The following is a 22808-nucleotide window of genomic DNA, read 5'->3' as shown; positions in this document are numbered from 1 at the left end:
GCCAACTGGCAGACGGTCAGAACAATCGCGGTATTGCGCGGAGATTGAACATCTCGGCGTGCAGGATCGGCTTCGTCCGGCGCTGGTAGCACGTAGATTGATGAGTCTCTCCGGGACCTTGGTTAGAAGGGGGGTTCGTGCACCCGAAGGGAGCGGTAGAAGGTGCCCGGCTGCCGGTTCGGCCGCTGACCCACAGTGAGTTGGTCGCCGTCGACATCGTCGTCGCCGGGCTGCTCGCCACGGTTTACCTGACAGCCCTGCCCCGGTCGAGCACGCTTCCCGACTGGCTACACGGTGTGCTGGTCTCCCTGATCGCGCTCCCCGTCGCACTCCGCAGGGTCTGGCCAATGCCAGTCTTCGCGAGCGTCGCCTTCGCATCGATCGTCAGCGTGTCATTGGGGGTCCTGCCGGACCCGCTCCTCGCGGCGGCCCTCGCCGCTTACACGGCTGCGGCCATCGATGGTCAGCGAAGCCGTCGCAGTTGGCTGATGATCGTGTCGTCCAGCGTGGTTCTGACGTTTCTGGCCGTCGCCACCGGGTCGCCGCAACCGTGGCCGAGTCGATTCGGAACACTGCTGCCCGGCCTCGCCCTGGTAGGCGCCTCCTGGGCCGCCGGAATCGCGGTTGCGCAGCGGCGGGCGTACGCGGTCTGGCGGGCTGCCGACCGGGTTGAGCGAGCGGTCTCCGACGAACGGCTGCGAATTGCCCGCGAGGTGCATGACATCGTGACGCACAACCTGGGGGTCATCGCGGTCAAGGCAGCGGTGACCCGACATCTGGCTCGGGACCGGCCGGCCGAGACGCTGGCCTCGCTCGCAGTGATCGAGCAGGTCAGCCGAGAGGCGCTCGTCGAGATGCGGCAAGCCCTCCGGCTTCTCCGGGACAGCGACGAACCTCGTGGACCGGCCCCTGGTCTGCCGGACGTCCCCACGCTGGTGCGCCGTGCCGAGAAAGCGGGCCTGACCGTCCGGAGCGAACTGCCGGAGCAGGACGACGTCCCTCCGGGCGTGTCGTTGACCGCTTACCGGATCGTTCAAGAGGCACTGACCAACGTCATCAAGCACGCTGGGTCGACCCGCTGCAGCCTGACGGTCCGGAGCACCGGGAGTGAGCTCCTCGTCGAGGTCGCGGACGACGGGCCGGTAGGCGGCCGGCCGATCCGCCCTTCCGCAGCGGAGGGGTTCGGCCTGGCCGGTATGCGGGAGCGGGTGGAGATGCACAATGGTGATATGACGGCCGGGCCGCTGGCAGCCGGCGGCTTCCAGGTCCACGTGAAGATTCCGTACGCACCAATGGGTGGTCGGCAGTGATCCGGGTCGCGATCGTCGACGACGAGCCCATGTTGCGCGAGAGCTTCCGCCTGCTGGTGAGTTCTGATCCGGAGTGCACGGTCGTCGGGGAGGCGGCCGACGGCGCAGCCGCGGTTCGGCTGGCGAAGAGCAGGCGGCCGGACGTCATCCTCATGGACGTGCGCATGCCGCACACCGACGGCCTTGAGGCCACTCGCCTGATCACCGGCGACCAGGCCACCACGGACGTCCGAATTTTGATTCTGACCATGTTCGACCTGGATCCGTACGTCTATTCGGCCCTGCGCGCGGGCGCCAGTGGGTTCCTGCTCAAGGACATCGCCCCCGCGGACCTGCTGACAGCCGTCCATGTGGTGGCCGGCGGGCACGCGCTGTTCGCACCCAGCGTCACCCGACGGGTGATCGCTCGATTCTGTGCGGCCGAGGCGGTTCCCGCCACCGGCCACCTGGACGTCCTGACGAACCGGGAACGTGAGATCCTGACACTCGTTGCCAACGGCCTGTCCAACACGCAGATCTGCGACCGTGAGCACATCAGCATGGCCACCGTGAAGACGCACCTCAACCGGATCCTGGCCAAGCTCAATCGTCGCGACCGCGCCCAACTTGTGATCGCCGCGTATGAGAACGGACTGGTCAGCGCAGGGGTGCGTGCCGCGGTCAGCCAACCTCGCCGAGGGCTGCTCTGACCGAGGCCGGGTCCGCAGCCATACGGCGGTGCGGAGGGGACATCTGTCATGCATCACGCCGACGGATCAACCAGTACCCGGCAGCCGCCGCCGCGAGCGTCCACAGCAGAAGCACGAGGATCCCCTGTCCGGCCGTCAGGTCGCCTGATTCGGCGGTCACCCGCATCGCGCGCATGCCGGCCTGGTCCGGGAGGAACTGCGCCACCGGCTTGGTTCCGGAGATCGTGCCGAGAGCCGGCCCTACCACGAAGAACAGCGGCATGAGGATGCCCAACGCGAGTGCGGTGCTGCGGAGCAGGGCCGCGACCGCGGCCGAGAAGGCGTTGATCAGTACGACGTATGCGACCCCACCGAGTACGGCGCGTACGGCCCCTGGGTCGGACAGGCTCGCCCCGTGTGGGCCCAACGCGGCTTGGGTGATCAGGAACGATGCGATCACGGCCGCCCCGCCGACGATCAACGCGACCCCCGCCACGACAGCCAGCTTGGCCAGGTAGAACAGGCCCCGGGTGGGCACCGCCGCCAGCGAGGCGCGGATCATCCCGGTCGTGTACTCGGAACTGAACACGAGCACCGCGAACACGACGAAGGCCAAATTGGCGTAGAGGAGGGCGTTGAACCCCGAGTTGATGGGGTTGAAGTCCGAGGCCAGCATGGCGCTGCCGCTGTCGATGGCGTTGCGGGTGGACAAGCCACCTGCCAGCGCCAGACCGAGACTGATGACCAGCGCCAGGGGCAGCGTCACCAGACTGCCCACCGTCGACCGTGCCTTGATCCATTCCGAGTGCAGGACTGCGGGTATCGTGTTGCTGCTCACCGGCTTGCCTCCGTGATCCCACCGCGATACTCGACGGCATCGGCTGTCAACTTGATGAACGCGTCTTCGAGTGAGGCTGTGCAGGGCGTGAGCTCGGTGATTATCAGGCCCTCGTCGCGGCCGACCGCAGCGACCTGCTCAAGCTCGACGCCCATCGCGTGCAGAGTGCCTTCTCCCGCCTCGGTCACCTCTATCCCGCGGGTCGTCAGGGCGCTGCGCAGGCTCGCCGCCTCGGGTGAGCGCACCCGGATGTACGAACCCGCGTGCTGCGCCACGAACTCGCTGGTCGAGATATCGGCGAGCATGCGTCCCCGGCCGATGACGATCAGATGATCGGCGGTGGCCGCCATCTCGGTCATCAGATGGCTGGACAGCAACACGGTGCGCCCCTCGGCCGCCAGCCCCGTCAACAGCTGCCGGATCCACCGGACCCCCTCCGGGTCGAGCCCGTTGATCGGCTCGTCCAGCAGCAGCACCGGCGGATCGCCGAGCAGCGCGGCGGCCAACCCGAGCCGCTGTGTCATGCCCAGCGAGAAACCTCGAACCCGCTTGCCGGCGACGCTCTCCAGCCCGACCATCTCGATCACCTGACGCACGCGCTGCCGCGGGATGCGGTTGCTGGCCGCCAGGCTGAGCAGATGGTTGTACGCGGATCGCCCAGGGTGTGCCGCCCGGCTCTCCAGCAGCGCACCGACCTGCCGTAGTGGCTCGGTCAGTTCGCCGTACTCCTTGCCGTTGATTCTGACGTGCCCCGACGTGGGCCGGTCCAGTTGCAGCATGAGCCGCATGGTGGTGGACTTCCCGGCCCCGTTGGGACCGAGAAAGCCGGTGACCCGCCCTGGCGTCACCGTGAACGTGAGCCCGTCGACGGCAGTTTTGGGACCGTAGTGCTTGGTCAGCTCAGTCGCCTCGATCATGCCCTCAGCCTGCCAACCGGCCACCGCCCGCCGCGTCAGACCAGGGTTTGACAATGCCCACGGGTGAGGGGCTCCGAGCAGGGCCGCGAGGGCGCGGCCGTGGGCTTCGTCAGCCGACACGGCGATCGGCGAACCGCGGGCGTCAGACCCCCGGCAGCTGATCGGCTCGGGTGATCACCTGGTCGATGAGGCCGTACTCCCGGGCCTGCTCGGCGGTGAACCAACGGTCCCGGTCCCAGTCCCGCTGGATCTCGTCGAGGGTTCGTCCACTGTGCTGGGCGATCAGCTCCTGCATCGTCCGCTTCACGTGCAGCATGTTCTCCGCCTGGATGGTGATGTCGGCGACGGTCCCGCCGATCCCACCGGACGGCTGGTGCATCATGATCCGCGAGTGTGGCAGCGCGTACCGTTTGCCGGCCGTACCCGCGCAGAGCAGGAACTGCCCCATCGAGCCGGCGAACCCGAGCGCCAGCGTCGCCACGTCGTTGTGGACGTAGCGCATCGTGTCGTAGACCGCCATCCCCGCGCTCACCGAACCGCCCGGCGAGTTGATGTAGAGGTGGATGTCCCGGTCGGCGTCCTCGGCGGCGAGCAGCAGGATCTGCGCGCAGATCTGGTTGGCCGACTCCTCCGTCACCTCGCTTCCGAGGAAGACGATCCGCTCCCGCAGCAGCCGCTCGAACACATGGTCACCGAAGGTTGGCTGCCCGCTCTCCAGCATTCGCACGCCGTACCCGATCATGTGCCGCCGCCTTCCACCGCACCGGCGGGCGGCGGGGACCGCCCGGTGGACCGGCCCCTTGAGCGTGCGGGCGACGGCGGTGGCTGGCCCAGTGATTCTGCCGCCGGCAGATCCGCCGACGGCAGAACCGGCGCGGCCTACGCGGCGGTCAGCCGCCGCGCGCCACTCAGGGCCACCTCACCGCCAGACAGGCAGGGGGTACGCGGACCGGGGCGCGAGCCGCCAGCGGAGGCCAACGCGTCGACGCCGAGGGTGGGTTCGCTGAACCCTGCTCCCTGGTGCAGGACGAACCCGCTGGTGCGGGGACCCACCAGCAGGGTCGCGTTGCCGATCTCGCGTCGGGTCGCGTCGACCCGCTCCAGGTGGGTCAGCGCGGCGCGTGGCGCGGCCGGCAGGCGGGGCTCGACCCGGCGCATGTCGTCGCGGGCCTCGCCGAGCAGGTCGGCGAGGCTGATGCCGAGCGCTCGGCAGATCGCCGCGAGCACCTCCGAGGAGGCCTCCTTGCGGCCCCGCTCGACCTCGGAGAGGTAGGGCACGGAGACGTCGGCCGACGCGGCCACCTCGCGCAGCGTGCGGCCCTGACGTTGGCGGTGCCGGCGCAGCACCCCGCCGATCACTCGTCGCAGTAACGACATGCGGGCCTCACTCTCGCGGTCGTCGTCGGGGAACATCCCCATCATGCCCGTTGCCGGACCCGCCGGCTGCCCGTGCGGGCCCGCACCGCCGCACGGCGCCGGCCCGACACGTCACCGACGCAGGTGGGTGTGTCTGGTGGCCGGCTCGGCCACCAGTGTCACCGTCCGGTAGTCGGGTGCGGGCGCCGTGCCGGTTGTCCGCCGCGACCCGGCCGTCCGATCGACGGGGTACCCGCTATGTTGTGGGCGTGCAGGCGACGGCGGGGGAGCAGGTCCGACAGTGATCCATTTTCCCGCGCAGCGCCGGGGCCCACTGAGCGCGCTGAGCCTTCGGCTCGCCGCCGCTCTGGGCCTGGTCTTCGCCGTGGTCGCCGCTGTCTATCTGGGCCGGGCCGGCTACCGCGATGTCAATGAGGACGGCCTCACCCTGCTCGACTGCTTCTACTACGCGGTCGTGTCGCTCTCGACCACCGGCTACGGGGACATCACCCCGGCCGCGCCGTCGGCCCGGCTGGTCAACGTCCTCTTCATCACCCCGGCCCGAGTGATCTTCCTTATCATCCTGGTCGGCACCACCCTGGAAGTTCTGACCGAGCAGTACCGGACCGGCCGTCGCCTGTCGCGGTGGAGGAGAGCCGTGAAGGACCACGTCATCATCTGCGGCTACGGCACCAAGGGGCGCAGCGCTGTCTCCGCCCTGATGGAGAACGGTCTGGACCGCTCGCGGATCGTGGTGGTGGAGCGCAGTGCCGCCGCACTGCGACAGGCCACCTCCGCCGGGCTGGTGGCGATCGAGGGCTCGGCGACCCGGTCGTCGGTGCTGAACGAGGCGCACGTCAAGAGCGCCAAGGCCGTGATCATCGCGACCGACAGTGACGACGCGTCGGTGCTTGTCGCGTTGACGGTACGGCAGCTCACCGCCGGACAGGTCCGCATCATCGCGGCGGCACGGGAGGCGGAGAACGCCCCGCTGCTCAAGCAGAGCGGCGCGCACCACGTGATCGTCTCCTCGGCCACGGCGGGCCGGCTGCTCGGCCTGTCCACCTCCGCGCCGCCGCTGATCGACGTGGTGGAAGATCTGCTCACTCCCGGTCAGGGGATGGCGCTGGCGATGCGTTCCGCGGAGCGGGACGAGGTGGGTCGCTCGCCGCGCGAGCTGGAGTCGTTGGTGATCGCCCTGGTGCGGCGGGGCAAGGTGGTCACGTTGGCCGACCGGGCCGGTGCGGTGATCGAGACCGGCGACATGCTGGTGCACGTACGCGACGACCGCCCCCAGTCGGCCACCACCGCCTGATCGTCCCGCCACTGCTGGGCGAGCCTGGCCGCTTCGCCGCTGAGGTGACGCCGCGTCAGCAGGTGTCGTCGGTGGCGCAGATCGCCTCGGTGCAGTTGATCGACGTGCCGGTGGAGGCCCGGCTGAGCAGCTTGTAGAGGGTCTCCCGCTCGGCGGGATCCAGTGCGCCCAGCACCTCGTCCTCGGCGCCGGCCAGGGCGCATTCGGCCTCGCTGAGGCGTTTTGTCCCATCTTCGGTGAGTTCGACGACGTGTCGGCGGCGGTCCTCGGGGGAGCGCCGCCGCTCGATCAGCTGCTTGGCTTCCAGGTCGTTGAGCAGCCCGACGATGTTGGTGCTGTCCATTTCCAGGATGGCGGCGAGCGCCTGTTGGCCGGTGCCACCGCCGGCGCGCAGCACTGTGAGCGCGACCAGATGCCGGGGGCGTAGGCCCAGCGGCGCCAGCACCGACTCCGACCGCAGCCGCATCCGCCGGGCCAGATGGTCCAGAAGTGCGCCCGAGCGGTGCTCGGAGGCGTCGAGCGGCTGCGCGGACATGTGACCCAGTCTACCGACCCGGCGGAACATCGGCCTGCTATAAATAGTTGGTGCTGCACAGACGATTCCTTAAGGAGAAATCATGCACCTGCTGCATATTGACTCGAGCATCCGTGGTGACTGGTCGGTCAGCCGGCGACTCACCGCCCGCGCGGTCGACGCATGGCGTGCGGCCCACCCGGACGGCACCGTGGCCTACCGGGACCTGGGCGCCGAGCCGCTGCCGCACCTGGACGCGGACGGCGGGCTGGCGCGAATGACCCCTCCGGATCAGCACACGCCGGCCCAGCGCGACTCGTGGGAGCTCAGCGCACGGCTGGTCGACGAGGTGAAGCAGGCCGACGTGGTGCTGCTCGGCCTGCCGCTCTACAACTTCGGCGCGCCCAGCAGCGTCAAGTCCTGGGTCGACCACCTGATCGTTCCCGGGCTGTCGTTCGACCCCACGACGCAGGAGGGCCTGCTCGGCGGACGCGAGTTCGTGGTGCTGGCCACCCGGGGCGGCGGCTACGGCGAGGGCACTCCGCGCTCCGGCTGGGACCACGCCGAGCCGTGGCTCCCGCACGGCCTGTCGATGACCGGCATGCAGCCGCGTTTCATCAGCGCCGAGCTGACCCTGGCGCCGTCGGTGCCGGAGATGGCCGAGCTGATCCCGCTGCACGAGGCGAGTCTCGCGGCGGCAGAGAAGGAGATCGACAACCTCTGGACGCCGGCCTCCGCCCAGCGCTGAGGCAGCGCCGGTCCGCCCAGCGCTGAGGCAGCGCCGGTCCGCCCAGCGCTGAGGCAGCGCCGGTACGACGAGAGCGGCCGCCCCCGGATCGGGGACGGCCGCTCTCGTCAGTGCGGACGGGTCAGATGATCGTCCAGGTGTCGCCGCTGCCCAGCAGGCCGGCGAGCTGCTGCTCGGGGGTCTCGGTGACAGTCGCCTTGGCGGCCGCGAGCTGAGCCTGCACCACGCTGTCGTAGGACGGCCGGTCCACCGAGCGGAACACCCCGATCGGAGTGTTGCGCAGGTCCAGGCCGGGCAGCCGGGACAGCGCGAAGGCGTACGCCGGGTCGTTGACCGTCGCGTCGTGCACGACGATCTCCTCCGGGCGGACCGAGCTGGTGTCCCTGACCTCCAGGCCGAAGCCACCCGGCGGGTGCACCACGCAGAACTGCCCGTCAGCGCCGCCGGACTGGCCGTTCGGCTCGCGAGCAGCGCCGAAGGTGATCGGCTGGCCGTGCTCCAGGCGGATCAGGTAGTCGTCCCGCGTGGACGGGTCCTTGAGCTGCTCGAACGCCCCATCGTTGAAGATGTTGCAGTTCTGGTAGATCTCCACGAACGCCGAACCCTCGTGCTCGGCGGCGGCCCGCAACACCGACTGCAGGTGCTTACGGTCGGAGTCGATGGTCCGGCCGACGAAGCTGGCCTCCGCGCCGAGGGCCAGCGAGAGCGGGTTGAACGGGGCGTCCGCCGAGCCGGCCGGAGTCGACTTGGTGATCTTGCCGACCTCGGACGTGGGCGAATACTGGCCCTTGGTCAGACCGTAGATCCGGTTGTTGAACAGCAGGATCTTGAGGTTGACGTTGCGCCGAAGCGCGTGGATCAGGTGGTTGCCACCGATGGAGAGCGCGTCGCCGTCGCCGGTGACCACCCAGACCGAAAGGTCCGGCCGGGACACCGACAGGCCGGTCGCGATCGCCGGGGCCCGGCCGTGGATCGAGTGCATGCCGTACGTGTTCATGTAGTACGGGAAGCGGGACGAGCAGCCGATCCCGGAGACGAAGACGGTGCGTTCCCGGGGGATGTTCAGCTCCGGCATGAATTGCTGGATGGCCGCCAGGATCGCGTAGTCACCGCAGCCGGGGCACCAGCGCACCTCCTGGTCGGACTTGAAGTCCTTCGCGGTGAGCTTGACGGCGACGGGCTCAGACATTCTTCAGCACCTCTTCCAGCGTCGTCTCCAGCTCGGCGGCCGTGAACGGAAGGCCGCGGACCTGGTTGTAGCTGATCGCGTCGACCAGGTAGCGGGCCCGGATGACGTGGGCCAGTTGACCCAGGTTCATCTCCGGGATGACCACCTTGTCGTACGAGCGGAGCACCTCACCGAGGTTGGCCGGCATCGGTGCCAGGTGCCGCAGGTGCGCCTGGGCGACGGAGAGGCCGCGCTGGCGTACGCCGCGGCATGCCGCGCCGATCGGCCCGTACGTCGAACCCCAGCCGAGGACCAGCACCCGAGCGTCGCCGTCCGGGTCCTCCACCTCGATGTCCGGCACCGGGATGGTCTCGATCCGGGCGGCCCGGGTGCGCACCATGAAGTCGTGGTTGGCCGGGTCGTAGGAGATGTCGCCGGTCTTGTCGGCCTTCTCCAGACCGCCGATCCGGTGCTCCAGGCCCGCCGTGCCAGGGATCGCCCATGGCCGAGCCAGGGTCTCCGGGTCACGCAGGTAGGGCAGGAAGGTGGTGCCGTCGTCGCCGTTGGGCTTGGTGGCGAACTCGACCCGCAGGTCGGGCAGCGACTCCACGTCGGGCAGCAGCCACGGCTCCGAACCGTTGGCGACGTAGTTGTCGGACAGCAGGATCACCGGGGTGCGGTAGGTCAGCGCGATCCGGGCCGCCTCCAGTGCCGCGAAGAAGCAGTCCGACGGTGACCGGGGCGCGATCACCGCGACCGGCGCCTCGCCGTGCCGTCCGTAGAGCGCCATGTTGAGGTCGGCCTGCTCGGTCTTGGTCGGCATGCCCGTCGACGGGCCGGCGCGCTGCACGTCGACGATCACCAGCGGCAGCTCCAGGGCCACCGCGAGCGAGATCGTCTCGCTCTTGAGCGCCACGCCGGGGCCGCTTGTGGTGGTCACACCGAGCGACCCGCCGTAGGAGGCGCCCAGCGCGGCGCCGACGGCGGCGATCTCGTCCTCGGCCTGCACGGTGATCACGCCGAAGCGCTTGTGCTTGCTCAGCTCGTGGAGGATGTCCGACGCGGGCGTGATCGGGTACGCGCCGAGGAAGACCGGCAGCCCGGAGCGGACCCCGGCGGCGACCAACCCCAGCGAGAGCGCCGCGTTGCCGGTGATGTTGCGGTAGGTGCCCGGCTTCATCTTCGCGGGCTTGACCTCGTAGCGGACCGCGAAGTCCTCGGTGGTCTCGCCGAAGTTCCAGCCGGCCTTGAAGGCCGCGACGTTCGCGGCGACCAGCTCCGGACGGGACGCGAACTTGCGCTCCAGGAAGCGCAGCGTCGACTCGTAGGGCCGGGAGTACATCCAGGAGAGCAGGCCGAGCGCGAACATGTTCTTCGAGCGCTCGGCGTCCTTCTTGGACACCTGGTGCGAGGCGAGCGCGCCGACAGTCATCGAGGTCAGCGCCACCGGGTGCACCACATAGCCGGCCAGCGAGTCGTCGTCCAGTGGGCTGGCCTGGTAACCGACCTTGGCGAGGTTGCGCTTGGTGAACTCGTCGGTGTTGACGATGATGTCCGCGCCGCGCGGCAGGTCGGCCAGGTTGGCCTTGAGGGCCGCCGGGTTCATCGCCACCAGCACGTTGGGCGCGTCACCCGGTGTGAGGATGTCGTAGTCGGCGAAGTGCACCTGGAAGCTCGACACCCCCGGCAACGTGCCGGCGGGCGCCCGGATCTCGGCGGGGAAGTTTGGCAGCGTGGAGATGTCGTTGCCGAGCTGCGCCGTCTCCGAGGTGAACCGGTCGCCGGTCAGCTGCATGCCGTCGCCGGAGTCACCGGCGAACCGGATGACCACTCGGTCGAGTTGACGGATCTGCTTGGTCACTGTGCCACCTTCGTTCGCGACTGCGGGGCTCGCAAAACCGGCTCACTCCTCGCGCTCACGGTGCCACCTTCGTTCGCGACTGCGGGGCTCGCAAAACCGGCTCACTCCTCGCGCTCACGGTGCCACCTTCGTTCGCGACTGCGGGGCTTGCCCGGCCACGGAACCTCCTTGACGCAACGCTTCACCGCACCGCCCCAGGCTGGTCCGGCCGCTGTCGTTCCTCACCTGAGAGCCTACGTCTAAGGGAGCCCTAACCATCGCCGGAGGTCCGCCGACTGGGACCCGATAGAGACGATAAATGCCCACCTTTGCGGTGTTACGCCCCGCCCGCCGTAATCCAGATCACCACCGGGCCCCGCCGATGACCCCGGCCGCGCTGCCGGGGTCGTCCGTCGATCAGTCGGCGGGATTGAGCGTGGGCTCGGCCGGCGGGCCGCCGAACCGGCGGCGCAGCGAGGTCATGGTCAGCGTGAGAGCCAGCACCACCAGCAGCGTGGAAACCGCGATCAGGCTGACCGCGGTGCGCTGCACCGAGGTCAACCCGCCGTCTCCGGTCGCGGCACCGGCAGGGAGTACGCCGTGCGAGCCGGTCGGCGCGGGCGGGGAGACCACCGGCGTGGCCAGGGCGGCAGCGGCGGTGATCCGGAAGCTCATCTGCACCCGACGGGTCGGGCCGCTGCGTGGATCGAGTTGACCGATCACGGCGCCGGACAACGGCGCTTCCCGCTGGGCCTGCGGCGTCGCCTCCACCGGCAGCTGCACCTCGGCGGTCGTGCCCGCCAGCACCAGGCCGGCGTCGCAGCGGGTACGCGTCGGGTCAACCGCCACGCAGCCGGGCGGTGGGGTCGGCACGGTCACCCCGGCCGGTAGGACGACCTCGACCCGTCCGGCGGCGTCCACCGTGCCGGTGTTGCCCAGCCGGAGGGTGAGGGTGCTGGGGCTGCCGCTGATGTCGAAGGCCACCTCGTTGGCGGCGAGCGCGATCCCGGGCACCGGCGGGCCGGGTGGGAAGAGCACCGCGAAGCCCTGGTCGTCGGTCGCCTCCCCGGCCACTGCCGGCGCGTCCGCGACGACCTGGACGGAGCCGCTGAGCGGCATCTGCTTCCACGCCGTGCCAGCGACCCGCAGGCGCAGCACGGTACTGAACCGGACGCCCGCCCCGGCGGTCCAGGCACCGCATCGGTACGCGCCACCACCACCGGCGGCGGCGCAGCCCTTCGTGCCGGCGTCGGTCAGCCCGGCGGGCAGCGTGTACGAGAGTCGGATCCGTTGCGCGGTGGTACCCGTGTTGTGCACCGTGACCTGCAGGGTGGCGGCCGTGCTCGCCGCGTTCCAGTACGCCTCGGTGAGGGTGACGTCGCCGGTGGTGACCTGCACGCCCAGCGGGTTCTGCGGCGGCGGCGCCGAACCCTGCGCGGGCGGGCGGACCGGCGGAGCCGGGGGTGTCGGTGGGACCGGTGGGGCCGGGGGCGCCGTCGGTGGCACCGGGGGCGTCGGGCTGGGCGGTCGGGTGGTGCCGCCCGGCGCGGGCGCGCTGGTGGTCGGCGCCGGCGGGATCTCCGGGGCGGTGGTCACCGGCGCCGGTGGCGTCGTCTCCGGTGGCGGCGCGGTGGTCTCCGGGGCCGGGTCGGTCGGCACCGGTTCGCCGCCCGGGACCTCGGTCGGGGTGGGCTCCTCCGCCGGCGTGGTCGGTGGCCCTTCGTCTCCCGGCTCGTTGACCGGTTCGGCCGAGGTCACGACCGGGTCCGCGTCCGGTTCGGCCGCGCTGGCCCAGGCCGGTCCCACGGCGAGCGCCGCGAGCAGGCCGAGCGCGAGCGCGGTCGCCAGCAGGGGCGTGGAACGCCGCCCCTCCGCCCGGCTACCGGGCGATGCCTTCACGCGGGCCATCTGTCCTCCGGTGACATGGGTGGGTGTCCAATGTTCGGTAACAGTTGCCCCAGTGCACTAGTCCCATCTGGAAACAAATCCGTAACGTGTTTGGGACGGCCCGTTCGGGTGGACGGTAGGCTGCCGACTGTGACTGGATACCTGGGCTCGTACGCGACGCTCGGGCTCCTGCTGCTCGCCAGCGTTCTCTTCTTCGTTACGGCGTTCTCGGCCAACCGGGTGTTACGCCCGGCGCGTCCGGCCGACCCGGCGGGCAAGCGGGCCAGCTACGAGTGCGGGCTCGACCCGGTCGGCGGCGACTGGGCGCAGATGCAGATCCGCTACTACGTGTACGCCTACCTGTACGTGCTGTTCGCGGTCGAGGCGGTGTTCCTCTTCCCCTGGGCGGTGGTCTTCGACCGGCCGGGCTTCGGTCTGGTGACGGTGGTGGAGATGGCGGTGTTCGTGGCGGTGCTCGCGCTCGGCATCCTCTACGCCTGGCGTAGGAACATCCTCCGCTGGACCTGAGCGCCGCTGCCTCCGGCGATCGTGTCGGTCCGTCCGGCCGTTCGCGGTCGCTTACGGCGACAACCGGTCAGGCGAGTCCGCGGCGGGTCGCCGTGGGCGGGCGGTCGCCCCGGATCGAGGCCACCATCTCCAGCACCCGGCGGGTCGGGCCGACCTGGTGGGCTCGGAATACCCGGGCGCCCAACCAGGCCGAGACCGCAGTCGCGGCGAGCGTCCCCTCCAGCCGTTCGGCCACCGGCAGGCCCAACGTCTCACCGATGAAGTCCTTGTTGGAGAGCGCCACCAGCACCGGCCAGCCGGTTCCGGTCAGCTCGTCCAGTCGGCGGGTGATCTCCAGCGAGTGCCTGGTGTTCTTGCCGAAGTCGTGCGCCGGGTCGATGAGGATGCCGTCGGGGCGTACCCCTGCCGCCACCGCGCGCTCGGCGAGCCCGGTCACCGTCGCGACCACGTCGGCGACCACGTCGGTGAAGGCGGCCCGGTGCGGCCTGGTCCGCGGCGTCAGGCCGCCGGCGTGCGAACAGACCAGGCCGGCGCCGGTCTGCGCGGCCACCCGGACCAACGTCGGGTCGGCGCCCGACCAGGTGTCGTTGAGGAGGTCGGCGCCGGCCGCCACGGCCTCCGTCGCCACCTCGGCACGCCAGGTGTCGATCGAGATCACCACCTCCGGAAACGCGGCCCGGACGGCGGCGATGGTGTCCACCGTGCGCCGGATCTCCTCGGCGACGCCCACGTCCGCACCGGGGCCGGCCTTGACCCCGCCGATGTCGATGATGGCCGCGCCCTCGTCCACCGCCCGCTCCACAGCCCGCAGAGCGCTGTCGGCGGCGTAGGTCGCCCCCCGATCGAAGAACGAGTCAGGCGTGCGGTTGATGATCGCCATCACCACCAGCTCGCCGGGGGCGAACGTGCGCCCACCCAGCCGAAGCGCCCCGGCCATGCCCGCCTCCTGGAGGTTCGCGCCGTCGCCGCCGCGTCGGCCGGTCCCGACGCTAGTCGGTCGTCCGTCCGCAACTCCGGGCGGGCGTCGGCGCCGATCGTGATCGGGGCGGGTGGCGGGGTCGCTCCCGGCCGGCTGCCATGCCACGATCAGTACATGGGTCAGCTTCTGCTCCTCCTGGTCGTGGCGTTGACCGTCGCGGCGGTGATATTCGGCGTGACGGTGCTGGTCAGCGGCCGTGATCCCGGCCTGGTGCCAGCCGAGCCGGATTCGCAGGCCGTGGCGTTGCCGGGCACCCGCCCGTTACGCGAATCCGATGTGGGGGCGGTCCGTTTCGACACCGGGTTGCGCGGGTACCGGATGGACCAGGTCGATCAGGCGATGCGCCGTGCCGCCTACGACATCGGTTACAAGTCCGAGCTGATCGGCGTACTGGAGTCGGAGGTCATCGCCTTGCGTGAGGGGCGCACCGACGACGCGGACGTGCTGCGCCAGGCCCGCGAGCAGTCCGCCAGCAAGGCGACGACCGCAGAAGCGGCGGAGCCGGGCGAGGCAGCAGAGCCTGGTACGGCGGTCGAGCCGGGCAAAGACGCGCCGCTGACCGGCGAGGCGGGTTCGGCCCCGGTCGGCTCGACGACCCCCGGCGCGTTGCCCGCCGCCACCTCGTCCCCGGCGGATTCCGATGGTGTGGCGCCTGCCGCCACCCCCGCCGACGACGAGTCGGCCGATCGTGCGCAGCCCGCCGACGGCACCGAGCAGCGCGACGCAGTGGTTCGGTCGGAGTCGGCGTGACCGAGCCGGAGGGCGCCGACGATCTTCGGGAGGCGGCCCGACCCGGTGCCGGTGAGGTGACCGCCACGGTGATCGTCGACGCCCCGGCGGAGCGGGTCTTCGCCGCGTTGCTCGCCTGGGAACGTCAGTCCGACTGGATCCCGTTCACCCGGGTCCGGGTGGTCGAGGGCGACGGGCGCGAGGGCAGCCGGATCGAGGCGGTGACCGCGCTCGGCCGGGCGACGCTGCGCGACGAGATGCGGGTGGTCCGGGTCGACGAGCCGTACGAGATCGGCGTGGTGCACCACGGCCAAGTGCTGCGCGGCCCGGGGGTGCTGCGCTGCACCCAGCTGGGTCGGGACCGCACCCAGGTCGTCTGGCACGAGTGGTTCCACCTGCCGGGCGGTCGGGCCGGTCGACTGGCGTGGCCGGTGCTCTGGCCCGGCTCCAAGCTCGGCCTCACCCAGGCGCTGAAGAGGTTTGCCCGTCTGGTCGAGCAGGGCCGGCTGCCCTGACCGTGCGGCTGGCCGGGTTGGCCTGGTGGCGATGGGGTGTCGGACGGATGCCCTAGCGTGTACGGGGTGACTGACCTGGTGATCGGTGCCGATGGGCTGGCTCGCTGCGCCTGGGGGTCGAGCACCCCCGACTACGCCATCTACCACGACACCGAGTGGGGGCGGCCGCTGCGCGGCGACGACGCGCTCTACGAGCGGATGACGCTGGAGGCGTTCCAGTCCGGGTTGTCCTGGCTGACCATCCTGCGCAAGCGTCCGGCGTTCCGGCTGGCCTTCGACGAGTTCCACCTCCCGACCGTCGCCCGCTACGACGACGCCGACGTGACCCGGTTGCTCGCCGACGCCGGCATCGTCCGCAACCGGGCCAAGATCGAGGCGGCGATCGCCAACGCCCGCGCCGCACTGGATCTGCCGGAGGGCCTGTCCGCGCTGCTCTGGTCCTTCGCCCCGGAGCCCCGGCCGGCTCGCCCCGCCTCGTTCGCCGAGCTCCCGCCGATCACCCCGGAGTCGACGGCGATGGCCAAGGCACTCAAGAAGCGCGGCTTCCGGTTCGTCGGCCCGACCACCGCGTACGCGCTGATGCAGGCCACCGGAATGGTCGACGATCACATCGTCGGCTGTCACGTCACCCTCCCACCGGCGGCGTGATGAGATGGCAGACATGACGACCGAGACCGCGCACCGGGCCGGCGCGGCCGGCAACGCCGACGGGGTGGGCACCTGGGCGGTGCTGCTGCCCGCCGAGCGTTACGAGGCCGAGCGGCTCGTGCACCACGACACGCTGGAGCTGACCGGGCTGACCGACGTCGCCCGGCCGGGGCCGGGAGACCAGGTTGCCGTGTTGGTCGACGGGCCGCCACGGCTGGTGGCCCTCGGCCGGGTCACCGCGCCGGGTCGACGCCACCGCGAAGACCCGGACGACCCGCAGTCCCCGATCGAGCCGGGGACGCTCGTCGTCGCGTACACCCGACGGGCCTTCGACGAGCCGGTGCCGGCCGACCTGCTGACGCTCGACGGGCCGGTCACCGCACTGGAGCCGGCGGCCTTCCGGGCGTTGGCCGACCAGCTCGGTCCGCCTCCGGCGCGGCGCACCTGGTTGGTCAGCCTCGACCTGCCGATCGAGGCCGGCACGCCCGCCGAGGCGGTTCGGCTGTTCTGGTCCTACGTGCAGGAGTTGGGGCCGCGTGAGCTGCCCGCCTTCGTCTCGCCGGCCGGTGACGAGCTGGCCATGCAGGCGTTCGTGCTGGGCGAGCAGGCCAACCAGGACCCGGAAGAGGACGACTAAAAGAGTTTCTCCACTCGTCCCCGCCAGTCGGCGAGGACCGGCCCCGGGTCGGTGTCCAGCACCCGTTCCAGCAGCGTGGCGTAGACATCCCGGAAGTCGGTGGTGTATTTCAGGTCGCCGTCGTCGAGGTCGGTGAGGCTCGGTGGTGCGCCGTGCCAGCCACCACGGACGCCCGCGCCGAGCAGCAGCACGTCCGAGGCGGTGCCGTGGTCGGTGCCGTCCGAGGCGTTGGCCCGTACCCGACGGCCGAACTCGGAGTAGACCGCCACCACCACCTTCCGGCCGGCCTCGGTGCGACTCATCCGGTCGGCGAACCCGGTCAACGCCCGGTCCAGCTGCCCCAGCAGGACGGCCTGCAACTGCTTCTCGTCGGCGTGCGTGTCGAAGCCGCCCAGCGACACCGAGAAGACCCTGGTGGACACTCCCGCCTCGACGCACTGCGCGACCAGGTCGAGCTGTGCGTCCAGCGGTGTGCGTGCCCCGCCGGTGGCTGTCGCGGGGGCCTGCTCGCCGTCCGGGTCCGCCGTGTCCGGGTCGGCGGAGTCGCGTACCTGGCGGATCATCTCGTCCACCGAACGTAGGTCGGCGAAACAGGCGGCGGCGCGACCCCGGGCCGCCGACTCGCCCGCCTCCGCGGCGGCGAACGCGGTGAGCGTCTCCGCGGGAAGCCCCTTGGCGGCCTTCCGGTCGGTCACAGGCACGGCCGCGCCGGCGCTTCGGGCCCCGGCCAGCAGCGGCGGCAGCGCCGGCTCGAAGGAGACCGCCAGCCGGGGGTCACCACCGGCTCCGTCCAGCCACCGCCCGAGCCAGCCCGTGTTGCCGGGCCGGTCCGGTTGCGCGGTGTGCCAGATGTCCATCGACCGGAAGTGGCTGCGGTCCGGCTTCGGGTAGCCGACCCCCCGCACGATCGCCAGCCCACCGCCGGACCAGCGCTGGTGCAGGCCGGCCAGCGCCGGGTTGAGGCCGAAGTCGTCGTCCAACCGCCGCACCTCCCCGTCCGGGTACGCCAGCTCGGGGCGCGCCGCCCGGTAGGCCGGGTCGGCATACGGAATGACCGTGTTGAGGCCGTCATTGCCGCCGTAGAGGGTCACCAGCACCAGCGTGCGGGACTGCGGGTCCCGGTCCCCGGTGGTATCCAGCAGGTCCCGCAGGCTGTACGCGCCGGCCCCGGCGGCCAGCGCGCCCGCGCCGACCACCCCGCTGGTGAGCAGGAACCTGCGTCGGGTCAGGCTGTCCATGTCGACTCCTCCGCTCAGCTGACTGTGTATTCGGGGCTGACCAGGCCGGCGGCCAGCAGCTTGCGGGGCTCACCGGCCAGCGGGGTGAGGGCGGCGCGGGTGCGCGGACCCCAGCCGTCGACCACAAGCAGTCGGGCCAGCGCGTCCGGTCGGCCGGCGCTGGGCGCGGCGGTCAGCCGGGCCAGCGCCGCTGGTGCCGTGGCGGCGGCGAGCACCCCGGCCGTCCGTAGTCGGGCCTGCAACGACGAGGTGGTCAGCCAGGCGGCCCCGGCCGGCCAACCGCCCACACTGGGTGGGCGCAGCGGCACCTGGTCCAGCGCGTTCAGACCGGCCAGCAGTTGTTTGCGTTGCTGCTCGGTCAGCGCGGACGGTCGGATGCCGAGTTGCCGTAGCGCACCGACCAGCCACTCCACCGGCTGCTTCACAAGCGTGCCCCGGGTCTGCGCGAAGGCCGGTGCGGAGAAGACCGCGCGCAGGGTCGCGATGGTGTTCGCGCCGGCCAGACCGCCCGGGGCCGCGGCGTCGGAGCCGGCGTAGCGGGACCAGAGCCGCCCGGCCACGAAGGTCGCCGCTGCCGGTTGGGCGGCCAGCAGACCGGCGTACGCCTCGGCGTCGAACCGGCCGCTCTGCCCGAGGATGCTCTTCTCGCCGGGGTCGTGCCGCCGGGCCTCGATCCGGGCCGCACCGGTGCGCCGGTCGACCACCCACCCGGTCAGGGCCCGCGCGCCGGCCTTCACGTCGGCCTCGCTGTACGCCCCGATGCCGAGGGTGAACAGCTCCATCAACTCGCGGGCCAGATTCTCGTTCGGTGCCTTGCGGGTGTTCTTCTGCCCGTCCAGCCAGACGATCAGGGCGGGGTCGCGCACCATCGCCGCGACCAGTGGGCCCAGCGGCCCACGGCCGTGCCGGCGCAGGGTCTCCAACTGGCCCAGCATCAGCCGCGCCGACTTGACCTTCTGCGCGCTGGTGGCCCAGTGCCCGTGCCAGAAGAAGAGCAACTTCTCGGTCAGCCCGTCCTCGGCGGCCACCATCCGGTCCAGCCACCACTCGGTGACCTGCTGGAGTTGCTTGCGGCGCTCCGCGTTGGCCTGCTGCCGCTGCTCACGGGTGGAGTCCTTGGTCAGCTCGGCGTACGGGTCGGGGGCAAGCGCCGGGAGTGGCGTGGCCGCCGCGCCCCGGTCCGCGCCGGACGGGGTGAGCACCCGGTCCAGGGTCGCCGCCGGCCCGGCCCGCTCGGCCGCGTCCACCTCGTCGGCGGTCGGCCCGAAGGTGGCCCGGCGCAGCAGGTGCGCCACCGCTTCACGATCGCTCATACCGGTCGACGCTAGGCGTCCCCTGTTCGAGGACGGTAAGGGCGACGTCCGGATCGCGTTCAGCGTCCCTCGAAGACCGGTTTCTGCTTGCCGACGAAGGCGAGGGTGGCCGCTCGGTGGTCGGCGGTGGCGCCGCAGATGGACTGGGCCTGCGCCTCGGCGGCGAGGGCGTCGGCGAGGGTGCCGGCGTCGGCGATGGAGAGCTGCCGCTTGATCGCCCCGTACGCGACGGTCGGGCCGGCGGCGAGGCGGGCGGCCAGTTCCTGGGCGACGGGCAACACCTGCTCGTCGTCGTCCGTCAACCGGTTGAGCAGGCCCAACCGGCAGGCCTCCTCGGCGCGGACCGGCTCGGCCAGCATCAGCAACTCCACAGCCTTGGCGTGGCCGACCAGTCGGGGCAACGTCCAGGAGGCGCCGGTGTCGGCGGCGAGACCGACCTTGGCGAAGGCCATCAGGAAGCTGGTGGTCGGACCGCCGATGCGGATGTCGGCGAGGAATGCCAGCGACGCGCCCGCCCCGGCGGCCATCCCACGGACCGCGGCGATCACCGGCTTGGGCAGGTTGGCGAGCCGGGCGGCGATCGGGTTGTAGTGCGCGCGCACGGTGCCCAGCGGGTCATTTGCCGAGTTTTCCAGCGTCGACACGTGCTCGCGCAGGTCCTGACCGGCGCTGAACGACCCGCCCGCCCCGGCCAGGACGACCGCGCGGCAGGACCTGTCGGTCTCCAACTCGGCCAGGGCGTCCCGCAGCGCCTCCTTGAGCGCCACGTCGAGCGCGTTCATCGCGTTCGGCCGGTTCAGCGTGAGGGTGACGACGGCATCGGTCCGGTCGACCAGCAACGGCTCGGTCACGTGTCTAACGACCCTTCTGTCGGACGATGCGGTTGCCGGCGTCGAGGCACTGTTCGACGTACCGGTCGGCGGCCGGACGCAGGCGGGCCGCGTGCCGGTCGAAAAAACTGGCCGCGGCGGTGCCGGGCCACCGCTCGGGCAGCAGCGCCGGGGGCAGCTGCGGATCTTGGAAGAGGAACGTACGCCACGCGTGCACGAGGCGGAACCGCGTCGCGTACGCCTCCTCGTCGCTGCTGCGCACTGTGACCGCGGCGAGCAGCGGGCGCTGGTCCGCGACGAACCGCTCGTAGGCGCGGCCGATCTCGGCCAGGTTCCAGGCTCGTCGGACCACGCCCATCGCCCCGGGGGTGCCGGAGAAGTGCGACGCGGTGAACCGTTCGAACCGGATGCCGGTCTCGGCGAGGAGCAGGTCGACGTCCTCCGCGGGGCGGGTGGCGACCCAGGTCTGCTCGTCGAGCGTCCCGTAGCCGAGGAAGCTGAGGTTGGCGGCGAGCCGCTGGCGGTCCCGCCGGGAGCCCGGAGCCTCCAACACCAGCAGATCGAACCGGCCGTCCCAGGTGACCCGGCCGGTCCGGTAGATCCGGGCCGCTGCCTCGTCGAGTCGGCGGGCAGCTTTCGGTGTGATCGAATATCCCGGTCCGGAGACCAACCGGAGGGGCTCGAGCCAGCCCTGACGCACCATCCGGGAGACGGCGGTGCGAACTGCTGGCGGTGCGATTCCCAGCGGCGCCAGTAGCTTGACCAGGGCAGCAACCGGTGCCCGGCCACCCCTCGGACGGAGGTGGTCGCCGTACAGGTCGAAGAGTGCCGACCGTGCCTGCATGACCGCACATTGTGACAGGCCTTCTCAAGATAAGCTAGATGCTGTTACATCAATGCTGCTCCGGTTTGGGTCCGGCGGTGTTCATCAGGGAAAATCGTTGGTCGACACCCCCGTGACCGTTGCGGGTGGTCGTGACGAAGTGGCTGTGGGGCAACCCACCGACCCTGGTGTAGGTCTGAGGGGAGACAACATGGCGGCGATGAAGCCGCGGACGGGCGACGGTCCGCTGGAAGTCACCAAGGAGGGGCGGGGCATCGTCATGCGGGTCCCGCTGGAGGGCGGTGGCCGGCTCGTCGTCGAGATGACTCCCGACGAGGCCAACGCGCTCGGTGATGCACTGAAGGCAGCGGCCGGCTGAGTGAGGAGTGCTCCGGGCGGCTCACGCCGCCCGGAACGTTCTTTGGGCCCTGAGCCACCGGAATCGCCGGTGGCTCAGGGTCTTCAATGCTGCGGGCAGGTGGGTTCGCCTCCGGTCCGCGACACTTTCCTGGAGGTACGGTTCCGCGTGCTCGACATCCGTCTGATTGCCGAGCCTGACCGGCTCGACGCCCTCGTCCTGCCCGTCCGGCCCGCCGAATCGACGGCGGAGGGTGACACCTCGGCCGAGCCCATGTCGACAGCCGTGGCGGCCCCGGACGGCACGGCCGACGAGGCCGTGGCGCTGGTGTCGGCGGCCCGGCTGACGGGCCGAACCGGCGAGATCCACACCCAGCTGCGCCCCGGGGGTACCCCCGGCCGGCTGCAGCTGCTCGGCATCGGTGACGGCGACGAGGCGGCCTGGCGGACGGCCGGGGCGGCCCTGGCCCGCTCCAACGCAGCTGAGACGCATATCACCATCGCGCTGCCGGCCGAGGTGACCTCGGCCGCGATTCGCGGGCTGACCGAGGGGCTGCTGCTCGCTCCGTACCGCTTCCGACTCACCGAGGCCGGCGACCGACCGACCCTCAGCAGCGTCGACCTGCTGCTCGCCGACCCCACCGCGTACGAGGACACCGTCGCCACGGCCCGGACCACTGCCGCGATGACCCATCTCGCCCGGGACCTGACCAACACCCCCTCCTCGGTGAAGACCCCGCAGTGGTTCGCCGACCAGGTGGCCTCCGCCGCGGCCGACCTTCCGGACCTGCGGCTGCGGGTCCGTGGCCCGGCCGAACTCGCCGCCGAGGGCTTCGGCGGGATCCTCGCCGTGGGCGGTGGCTCCGCCAGCGGACCCCGGCTCGTCGAACTGGACTGGCACCCCGCCAACGCGCGCACCCACGTGGTGCTGGTCGGCAAGGGCATCACCTTCGACACCGGCGGCATCTCGATCAAGCCGGTGGCGTCGATGAAGCTGATGCGCAAGGACATGGCCGGCGCGGCCGCGGTCGTCGCCGCCACCCTGGGCGCCGCCGCGCTGCGGCTGCCGGTCCGGATCACCACGTTGGCCCCGCTCGCCGAGAACATGGTCAGCGGCTCGGCGTTCCGCCCCGGCGACGTCATCCGGCACTACGGCGGCACGACCAGCGAGACGACCAACTCCGACGCCGAGGGTCGACTGGTCCTCGCCGACGCGTTGGCGTACGCGGTGCAGCAGCTCAAACCAGACCTGCTGCTCGACCTGGCCACGCTCACCGGCGCGAACTCGGTGGCGCTGGGCAAACGCACCGCCGCCCTGTACAGCGAGAACGACGAGTTGGCCGCCGCCGTGCTGGCGGCCGCCGAGGCGGCCGGCGAGTCGGCGTGGCGGATGCCGCTGCACACCGACTACGTCGAGTACCTCGGCAGCGAGATCGCCGACCTCTACAGCGCACCGGCGCAGGGTGCCGGCTCGGTGCTGGCCGCGCTCTACCTGCGCGAGTTCACCGGCGAACTACGAGACCGCTGGCTGCACCTGGACATGTCGGCCCCGTCCTGGGCCGACGGCGACCAGGCCGAGGTCAGCCGCGGCGCCACCGGCTGGGGCGTCCGGTCACTGCTGCGCTGGCTGGCCGACGTTCACTGAGGCCC

At 71.3% G+C, this 22808-nt stretch carries 24 protein-coding genes; 11 read left to right on the top strand and 13 right to left on the bottom strand.

What is annotated here, in order from left to right:
* Positions 1–200: 200 nt before the first annotated feature.
* The gene (locus tag KBX71_RS16485) at positions 201–1310 is read left to right on the top strand and encodes a sensor histidine kinase (RefSeq protein WP_210818904.1); all 1110 of its coding nucleotides are present in this window, start codon (positions 201–203) and stop codon (positions 1308–1310) included.
* The gene (locus KBX71_RS16480) at positions 1307–1999 is read left to right on the top strand and encodes a response regulator transcription factor (RefSeq protein ID WP_210818903.1); all 693 of its coding nucleotides are present in this window, start codon (positions 1307–1309) and stop codon (positions 1997–1999) included. Before KBX71_RS16485 ends, KBX71_RS16480 begins: the two co-directional genes overlap by 4 nt.
* A 46-nt stretch (positions 2000–2045) precedes the next feature.
* On the opposite strand, the gene KBX71_RS16475 is transcribed toward KBX71_RS16480, so the two are convergent.
* The 4 genes from KBX71_RS16475 to KBX71_RS16460 form a co-directional block, all read right to left on the bottom strand.
* The gene (locus KBX71_RS16475; RefSeq protein ID WP_210818902.1) at positions 2046–2816 is read right to left on the bottom strand and encodes an ABC transporter permease subunit; all 771 of its coding nucleotides are present in this window, start codon (positions 2814–2816) and stop codon (positions 2046–2048) included.
* Positions 2813–3733 (bottom strand): ABC transporter ATP-binding protein, encoded by a 921-nt coding sequence (locus KBX71_RS16470; RefSeq protein WP_210818901.1) that lies wholly within the window; start codon positions 3731–3733, stop codon positions 2813–2815. Before KBX71_RS16470 ends, KBX71_RS16475 begins: the two co-directional genes overlap by 4 nt.
* 142 nt (positions 3734–3875) lie before the next feature.
* Positions 3876–4475: a ClpP family protease gene (locus KBX71_RS16465; protein ID WP_210818900.1), complete on the bottom strand. Its 600-nt coding sequence runs from the start codon at positions 4473–4475 to the stop codon at positions 3876–3878.
* 137 nt (positions 4476–4612) lie between these two features.
* Positions 4613–5110, bottom strand: a complete 498-nt coding sequence (locus KBX71_RS16460) for a helix-turn-helix domain-containing protein (RefSeq protein WP_210818899.1) — start codon at positions 5108–5110, stop codon at positions 4613–4615.
* A 280-nt stretch (positions 5111–5390) separates the two neighbouring features.
* Between KBX71_RS16460 and KBX71_RS16455 the strand changes: the two genes are divergently transcribed.
* Entirely contained in the window at positions 5391–6404 is a 1014-nt protein-coding gene (locus KBX71_RS16455; protein WP_210818898.1) for a TrkA family potassium uptake protein, read from the top strand.
* 55 nt (positions 6405–6459) lie between these two features.
* Here KBX71_RS16455 and KBX71_RS16450 read toward each other — a convergent pair whose 3' ends face one another.
* Positions 6460–6939: a MarR family winged helix-turn-helix transcriptional regulator gene (locus tag KBX71_RS16450; RefSeq protein ID WP_210818897.1), complete on the bottom strand. Its 480-nt coding sequence runs from the start codon at positions 6937–6939 to the stop codon at positions 6460–6462.
* Between the two features lie 82 nt (positions 6940–7021).
* Between KBX71_RS16450 and KBX71_RS16445 the strand changes: the two genes are divergently transcribed.
* Positions 7022–7666, top strand: coding sequence for an FMN-dependent NADH-azoreductase (locus KBX71_RS16445; protein ID WP_247683562.1), 645 nt, complete (start codon positions 7022–7024; stop codon positions 7664–7666).
* A 121-nt stretch (positions 7667–7787) separates the two neighbouring features.
* On the opposite strand, the gene KBX71_RS16440 is transcribed toward KBX71_RS16445, so the two are convergent.
* The 3 genes from KBX71_RS16440 to KBX71_RS16430 all read right to left on the bottom strand — a co-directional run bounded on the left by KBX71_RS16440 (position 7788) and on the right by KBX71_RS16430 (position 12582).
* Positions 7788–8855: a 2-oxoacid:ferredoxin oxidoreductase subunit beta gene (locus KBX71_RS16440; protein ID WP_210818896.1), complete on the bottom strand. Its 1068-nt coding sequence runs from the start codon at positions 8853–8855 to the stop codon at positions 7788–7790.
* Positions 8848–10695: a 2-oxoacid:acceptor oxidoreductase subunit alpha gene (locus KBX71_RS16435; RefSeq protein WP_210818895.1), complete on the bottom strand. Its 1848-nt coding sequence runs from the start codon at positions 10693–10695 to the stop codon at positions 8848–8850. Before KBX71_RS16435 ends, KBX71_RS16440 begins: the two co-directional genes overlap by 8 nt.
* 396 nt (positions 10696–11091) lie before the next feature.
* Positions 11092–12582: a hypothetical protein gene (locus KBX71_RS16430; protein WP_210818894.1), complete on the bottom strand. Its 1491-nt coding sequence runs from the start codon at positions 12580–12582 to the stop codon at positions 11092–11094.
* 129 nt (positions 12583–12711) lie between these two features.
* On the opposite strand from KBX71_RS16430, the gene ndhC reads away from it, so the two are divergent.
* Positions 12712–13089, top strand: a complete 378-nt coding sequence (ndhC, locus tag KBX71_RS16425) for an NADH-quinone oxidoreductase subunit A (protein ID WP_124820007.1) — start codon at positions 12712–12714, stop codon at positions 13087–13089.
* 67 nt (positions 13090–13156) lie between these two features.
* Here the strand turns inward: ndhC and folP are convergent, their stop codons facing one another.
* Positions 13157–14026, bottom strand: coding sequence for a dihydropteroate synthase (gene folP, locus KBX71_RS16420; RefSeq protein ID WP_210818893.1), 870 nt, complete (start codon positions 14024–14026; stop codon positions 13157–13159).
* Between the two features lie 156 nt (positions 14027–14182).
* Here folP and KBX71_RS16415 point away from each other — a divergent pair, with 156 nt between their 5' ends.
* From KBX71_RS16415 to KBX71_RS16400, 4 genes are all read left to right on the top strand, one after another.
* Positions 14183–14818, top strand: coding sequence for a DivIVA domain-containing protein (locus KBX71_RS16415; protein WP_210818892.1), 636 nt, complete (start codon positions 14183–14185; stop codon positions 14816–14818).
* Positions 14815–15312 (top strand): SRPBCC family protein, encoded by a 498-nt coding sequence (locus KBX71_RS16410; protein WP_210818891.1) that lies wholly within the window; start codon positions 14815–14817, stop codon positions 15310–15312. Before KBX71_RS16415 ends, KBX71_RS16410 begins: the two co-directional genes overlap by 4 nt.
* Positions 15313–15378: 66 nt before the next feature.
* Positions 15379–15960, top strand: coding sequence for a DNA-3-methyladenine glycosylase I (locus tag KBX71_RS16405; RefSeq protein WP_124820003.1), 582 nt, complete (start codon positions 15379–15381; stop codon positions 15958–15960).
* Between the two features lie 13 nt (positions 15961–15973).
* A complete protein-coding gene (locus KBX71_RS16400) occupies positions 15974–16597 on the top strand; it encodes a hypothetical protein (RefSeq protein ID WP_210818890.1) in 624 nt (207 codons plus the stop codon).
* Here KBX71_RS16400 and KBX71_RS16395 read toward each other — a convergent pair.
* Genes KBX71_RS16395 through KBX71_RS16380 form a run of 4 tightly spaced genes read right to left on the bottom strand, consistent with a single transcriptional unit; the run spans position 16594 to position 20822 of the window.
* Positions 16594–17835: a DUF1501 domain-containing protein gene (locus KBX71_RS16395; protein ID WP_210818889.1), complete on the bottom strand. Its 1242-nt coding sequence runs from the start codon at positions 17833–17835 to the stop codon at positions 16594–16596. The genes KBX71_RS16400 and KBX71_RS16395 overlap by 4 nt on opposite strands.
* A 14-nt stretch (positions 17836–17849) precedes the next feature.
* Positions 17850–19148: a DUF1800 family protein gene (locus KBX71_RS16390; protein WP_210818888.1), complete on the bottom strand. Its 1299-nt coding sequence runs from the start codon at positions 19146–19148 to the stop codon at positions 17850–17852.
* Between the two features lie 59 nt (positions 19149–19207).
* Positions 19208–19999: an enoyl-CoA hydratase-related protein gene (locus KBX71_RS16385; RefSeq protein WP_210818887.1), complete on the bottom strand. Its 792-nt coding sequence runs from the start codon at positions 19997–19999 to the stop codon at positions 19208–19210.
* 4 nt (positions 20000–20003) lie between these two features.
* On the bottom strand, positions 20004–20822 hold the full coding sequence (locus KBX71_RS16380; RefSeq protein ID WP_091394799.1) for a PaaX family transcriptional regulator C-terminal domain-containing protein: 819 nt from the start codon (positions 20820–20822) through the stop codon (positions 20004–20006).
* A gap of 190 nt (positions 20823–21012) precedes the next feature.
* On the opposite strand from KBX71_RS16380, the gene KBX71_RS16375 reads away from it, so the two are divergent.
* Both KBX71_RS16375 and KBX71_RS16370 read left to right on the top strand, forming a co-directional pair.
* On the top strand, positions 21013–21180 hold the full coding sequence (locus KBX71_RS16375) for a DUF3117 domain-containing protein (RefSeq protein WP_007455245.1): 168 nt from the start codon (positions 21013–21015) through the stop codon (positions 21178–21180).
* A 147-nt stretch (positions 21181–21327) separates the two neighbouring features.
* Positions 21328–22803 carry a M17 family metallopeptidase gene (locus tag KBX71_RS16370; RefSeq protein ID WP_210818933.1) on the top strand — a complete coding sequence of 492 codons (1476 nt, stop codon included), beginning with the start codon at positions 21328–21330 and terminating at the stop codon, positions 22801–22803.
* Positions 22804–22808 lie beyond the last annotated feature (5 nt).

The organism is Micromonospora sp. D93, from assembly GCF_018070365.1.
Lineage (GTDB): Bacteria > Actinomycetota > Actinomycetes > Mycobacteriales > Micromonosporaceae > Micromonospora > Micromonospora ureilytica.
This window is presented reverse-complemented; position numbering and strand designations above follow the sequence as displayed.

Coding starts and splice junctions, on each gene's coding strand:
- KBX71_RS16415 (WP_210818892.1), top strand. CDS start 14,183: ATGGGTCAGCTTCTGCTCCTCCTGGTCGTGGCGTTGACCGTCGCGGCG.
- KBX71_RS16470 (WP_210818901.1), bottom strand. CDS start 3,733: ATGATCGAGGCGACTGAGCTGACCAAGCACTACGGTCCCAAAACTGCC.
- KBX71_RS16380 (WP_091394799.1), bottom strand. CDS start 20,822: ATGCAGGCACGGTCGGCACTCTTCGACCTGTACGGCGACCACCTCCGT.
- KBX71_RS16445 (WP_247683562.1), top strand. CDS start 7,022: ATGCACCTGCTGCATATTGACTCGAGCATCCGTGGTGACTGGTCGGTC.
- KBX71_RS16440 (WP_210818896.1), bottom strand. CDS start 8,855: ATGTCTGAGCCCGTCGCCGTCAAGCTCACCGCGAAGGACTTCAAGTCC.
- folP (WP_210818893.1), bottom strand. CDS start 14,026: ATGGCCGGGGCGCTTCGGCTGGGTGGGCGCACGTTCGCCCCCGGCGAG.
- KBX71_RS16460 (WP_210818899.1), bottom strand. CDS start 5,110: ATGTCGTTACTGCGACGAGTGATCGGCGGGGTGCTGCGCCGGCACCGC.
- KBX71_RS16390 (WP_210818888.1), bottom strand. CDS start 19,148: ATGAGCGATCGTGAAGCGGTGGCGCACCTGCTGCGCCGGGCCACCTTC.
- KBX71_RS16450 (WP_210818897.1), bottom strand. CDS start 6,939: ATGTCCGCGCAGCCGCTCGACGCCTCCGAGCACCGCTCGGGCGCACTT.
- KBX71_RS16400 (WP_210818890.1), top strand. CDS start 15,974: ATGACGACCGAGACCGCGCACCGGGCCGGCGCGGCCGGCAACGCCGAC.
- KBX71_RS16375 (WP_007455245.1), top strand. CDS start 21,013: ATGGCGGCGATGAAGCCGCGGACGGGCGACGGTCCGCTGGAAGTCACC.
- KBX71_RS16465 (WP_210818900.1), bottom strand. CDS start 4,475: ATGATCGGGTACGGCGTGCGAATGCTGGAGAGCGGGCAGCCAACCTTC.
- KBX71_RS16395 (WP_210818889.1), bottom strand. CDS start 17,835: ATGGACAGCCTGACCCGACGCAGGTTCCTGCTCACCAGCGGGGTGGTC.
- KBX71_RS16430 (WP_210818894.1), bottom strand. CDS start 12,582: ATGGCCCGCGTGAAGGCATCGCCCGGTAGCCGGGCGGAGGGGCGGCGT.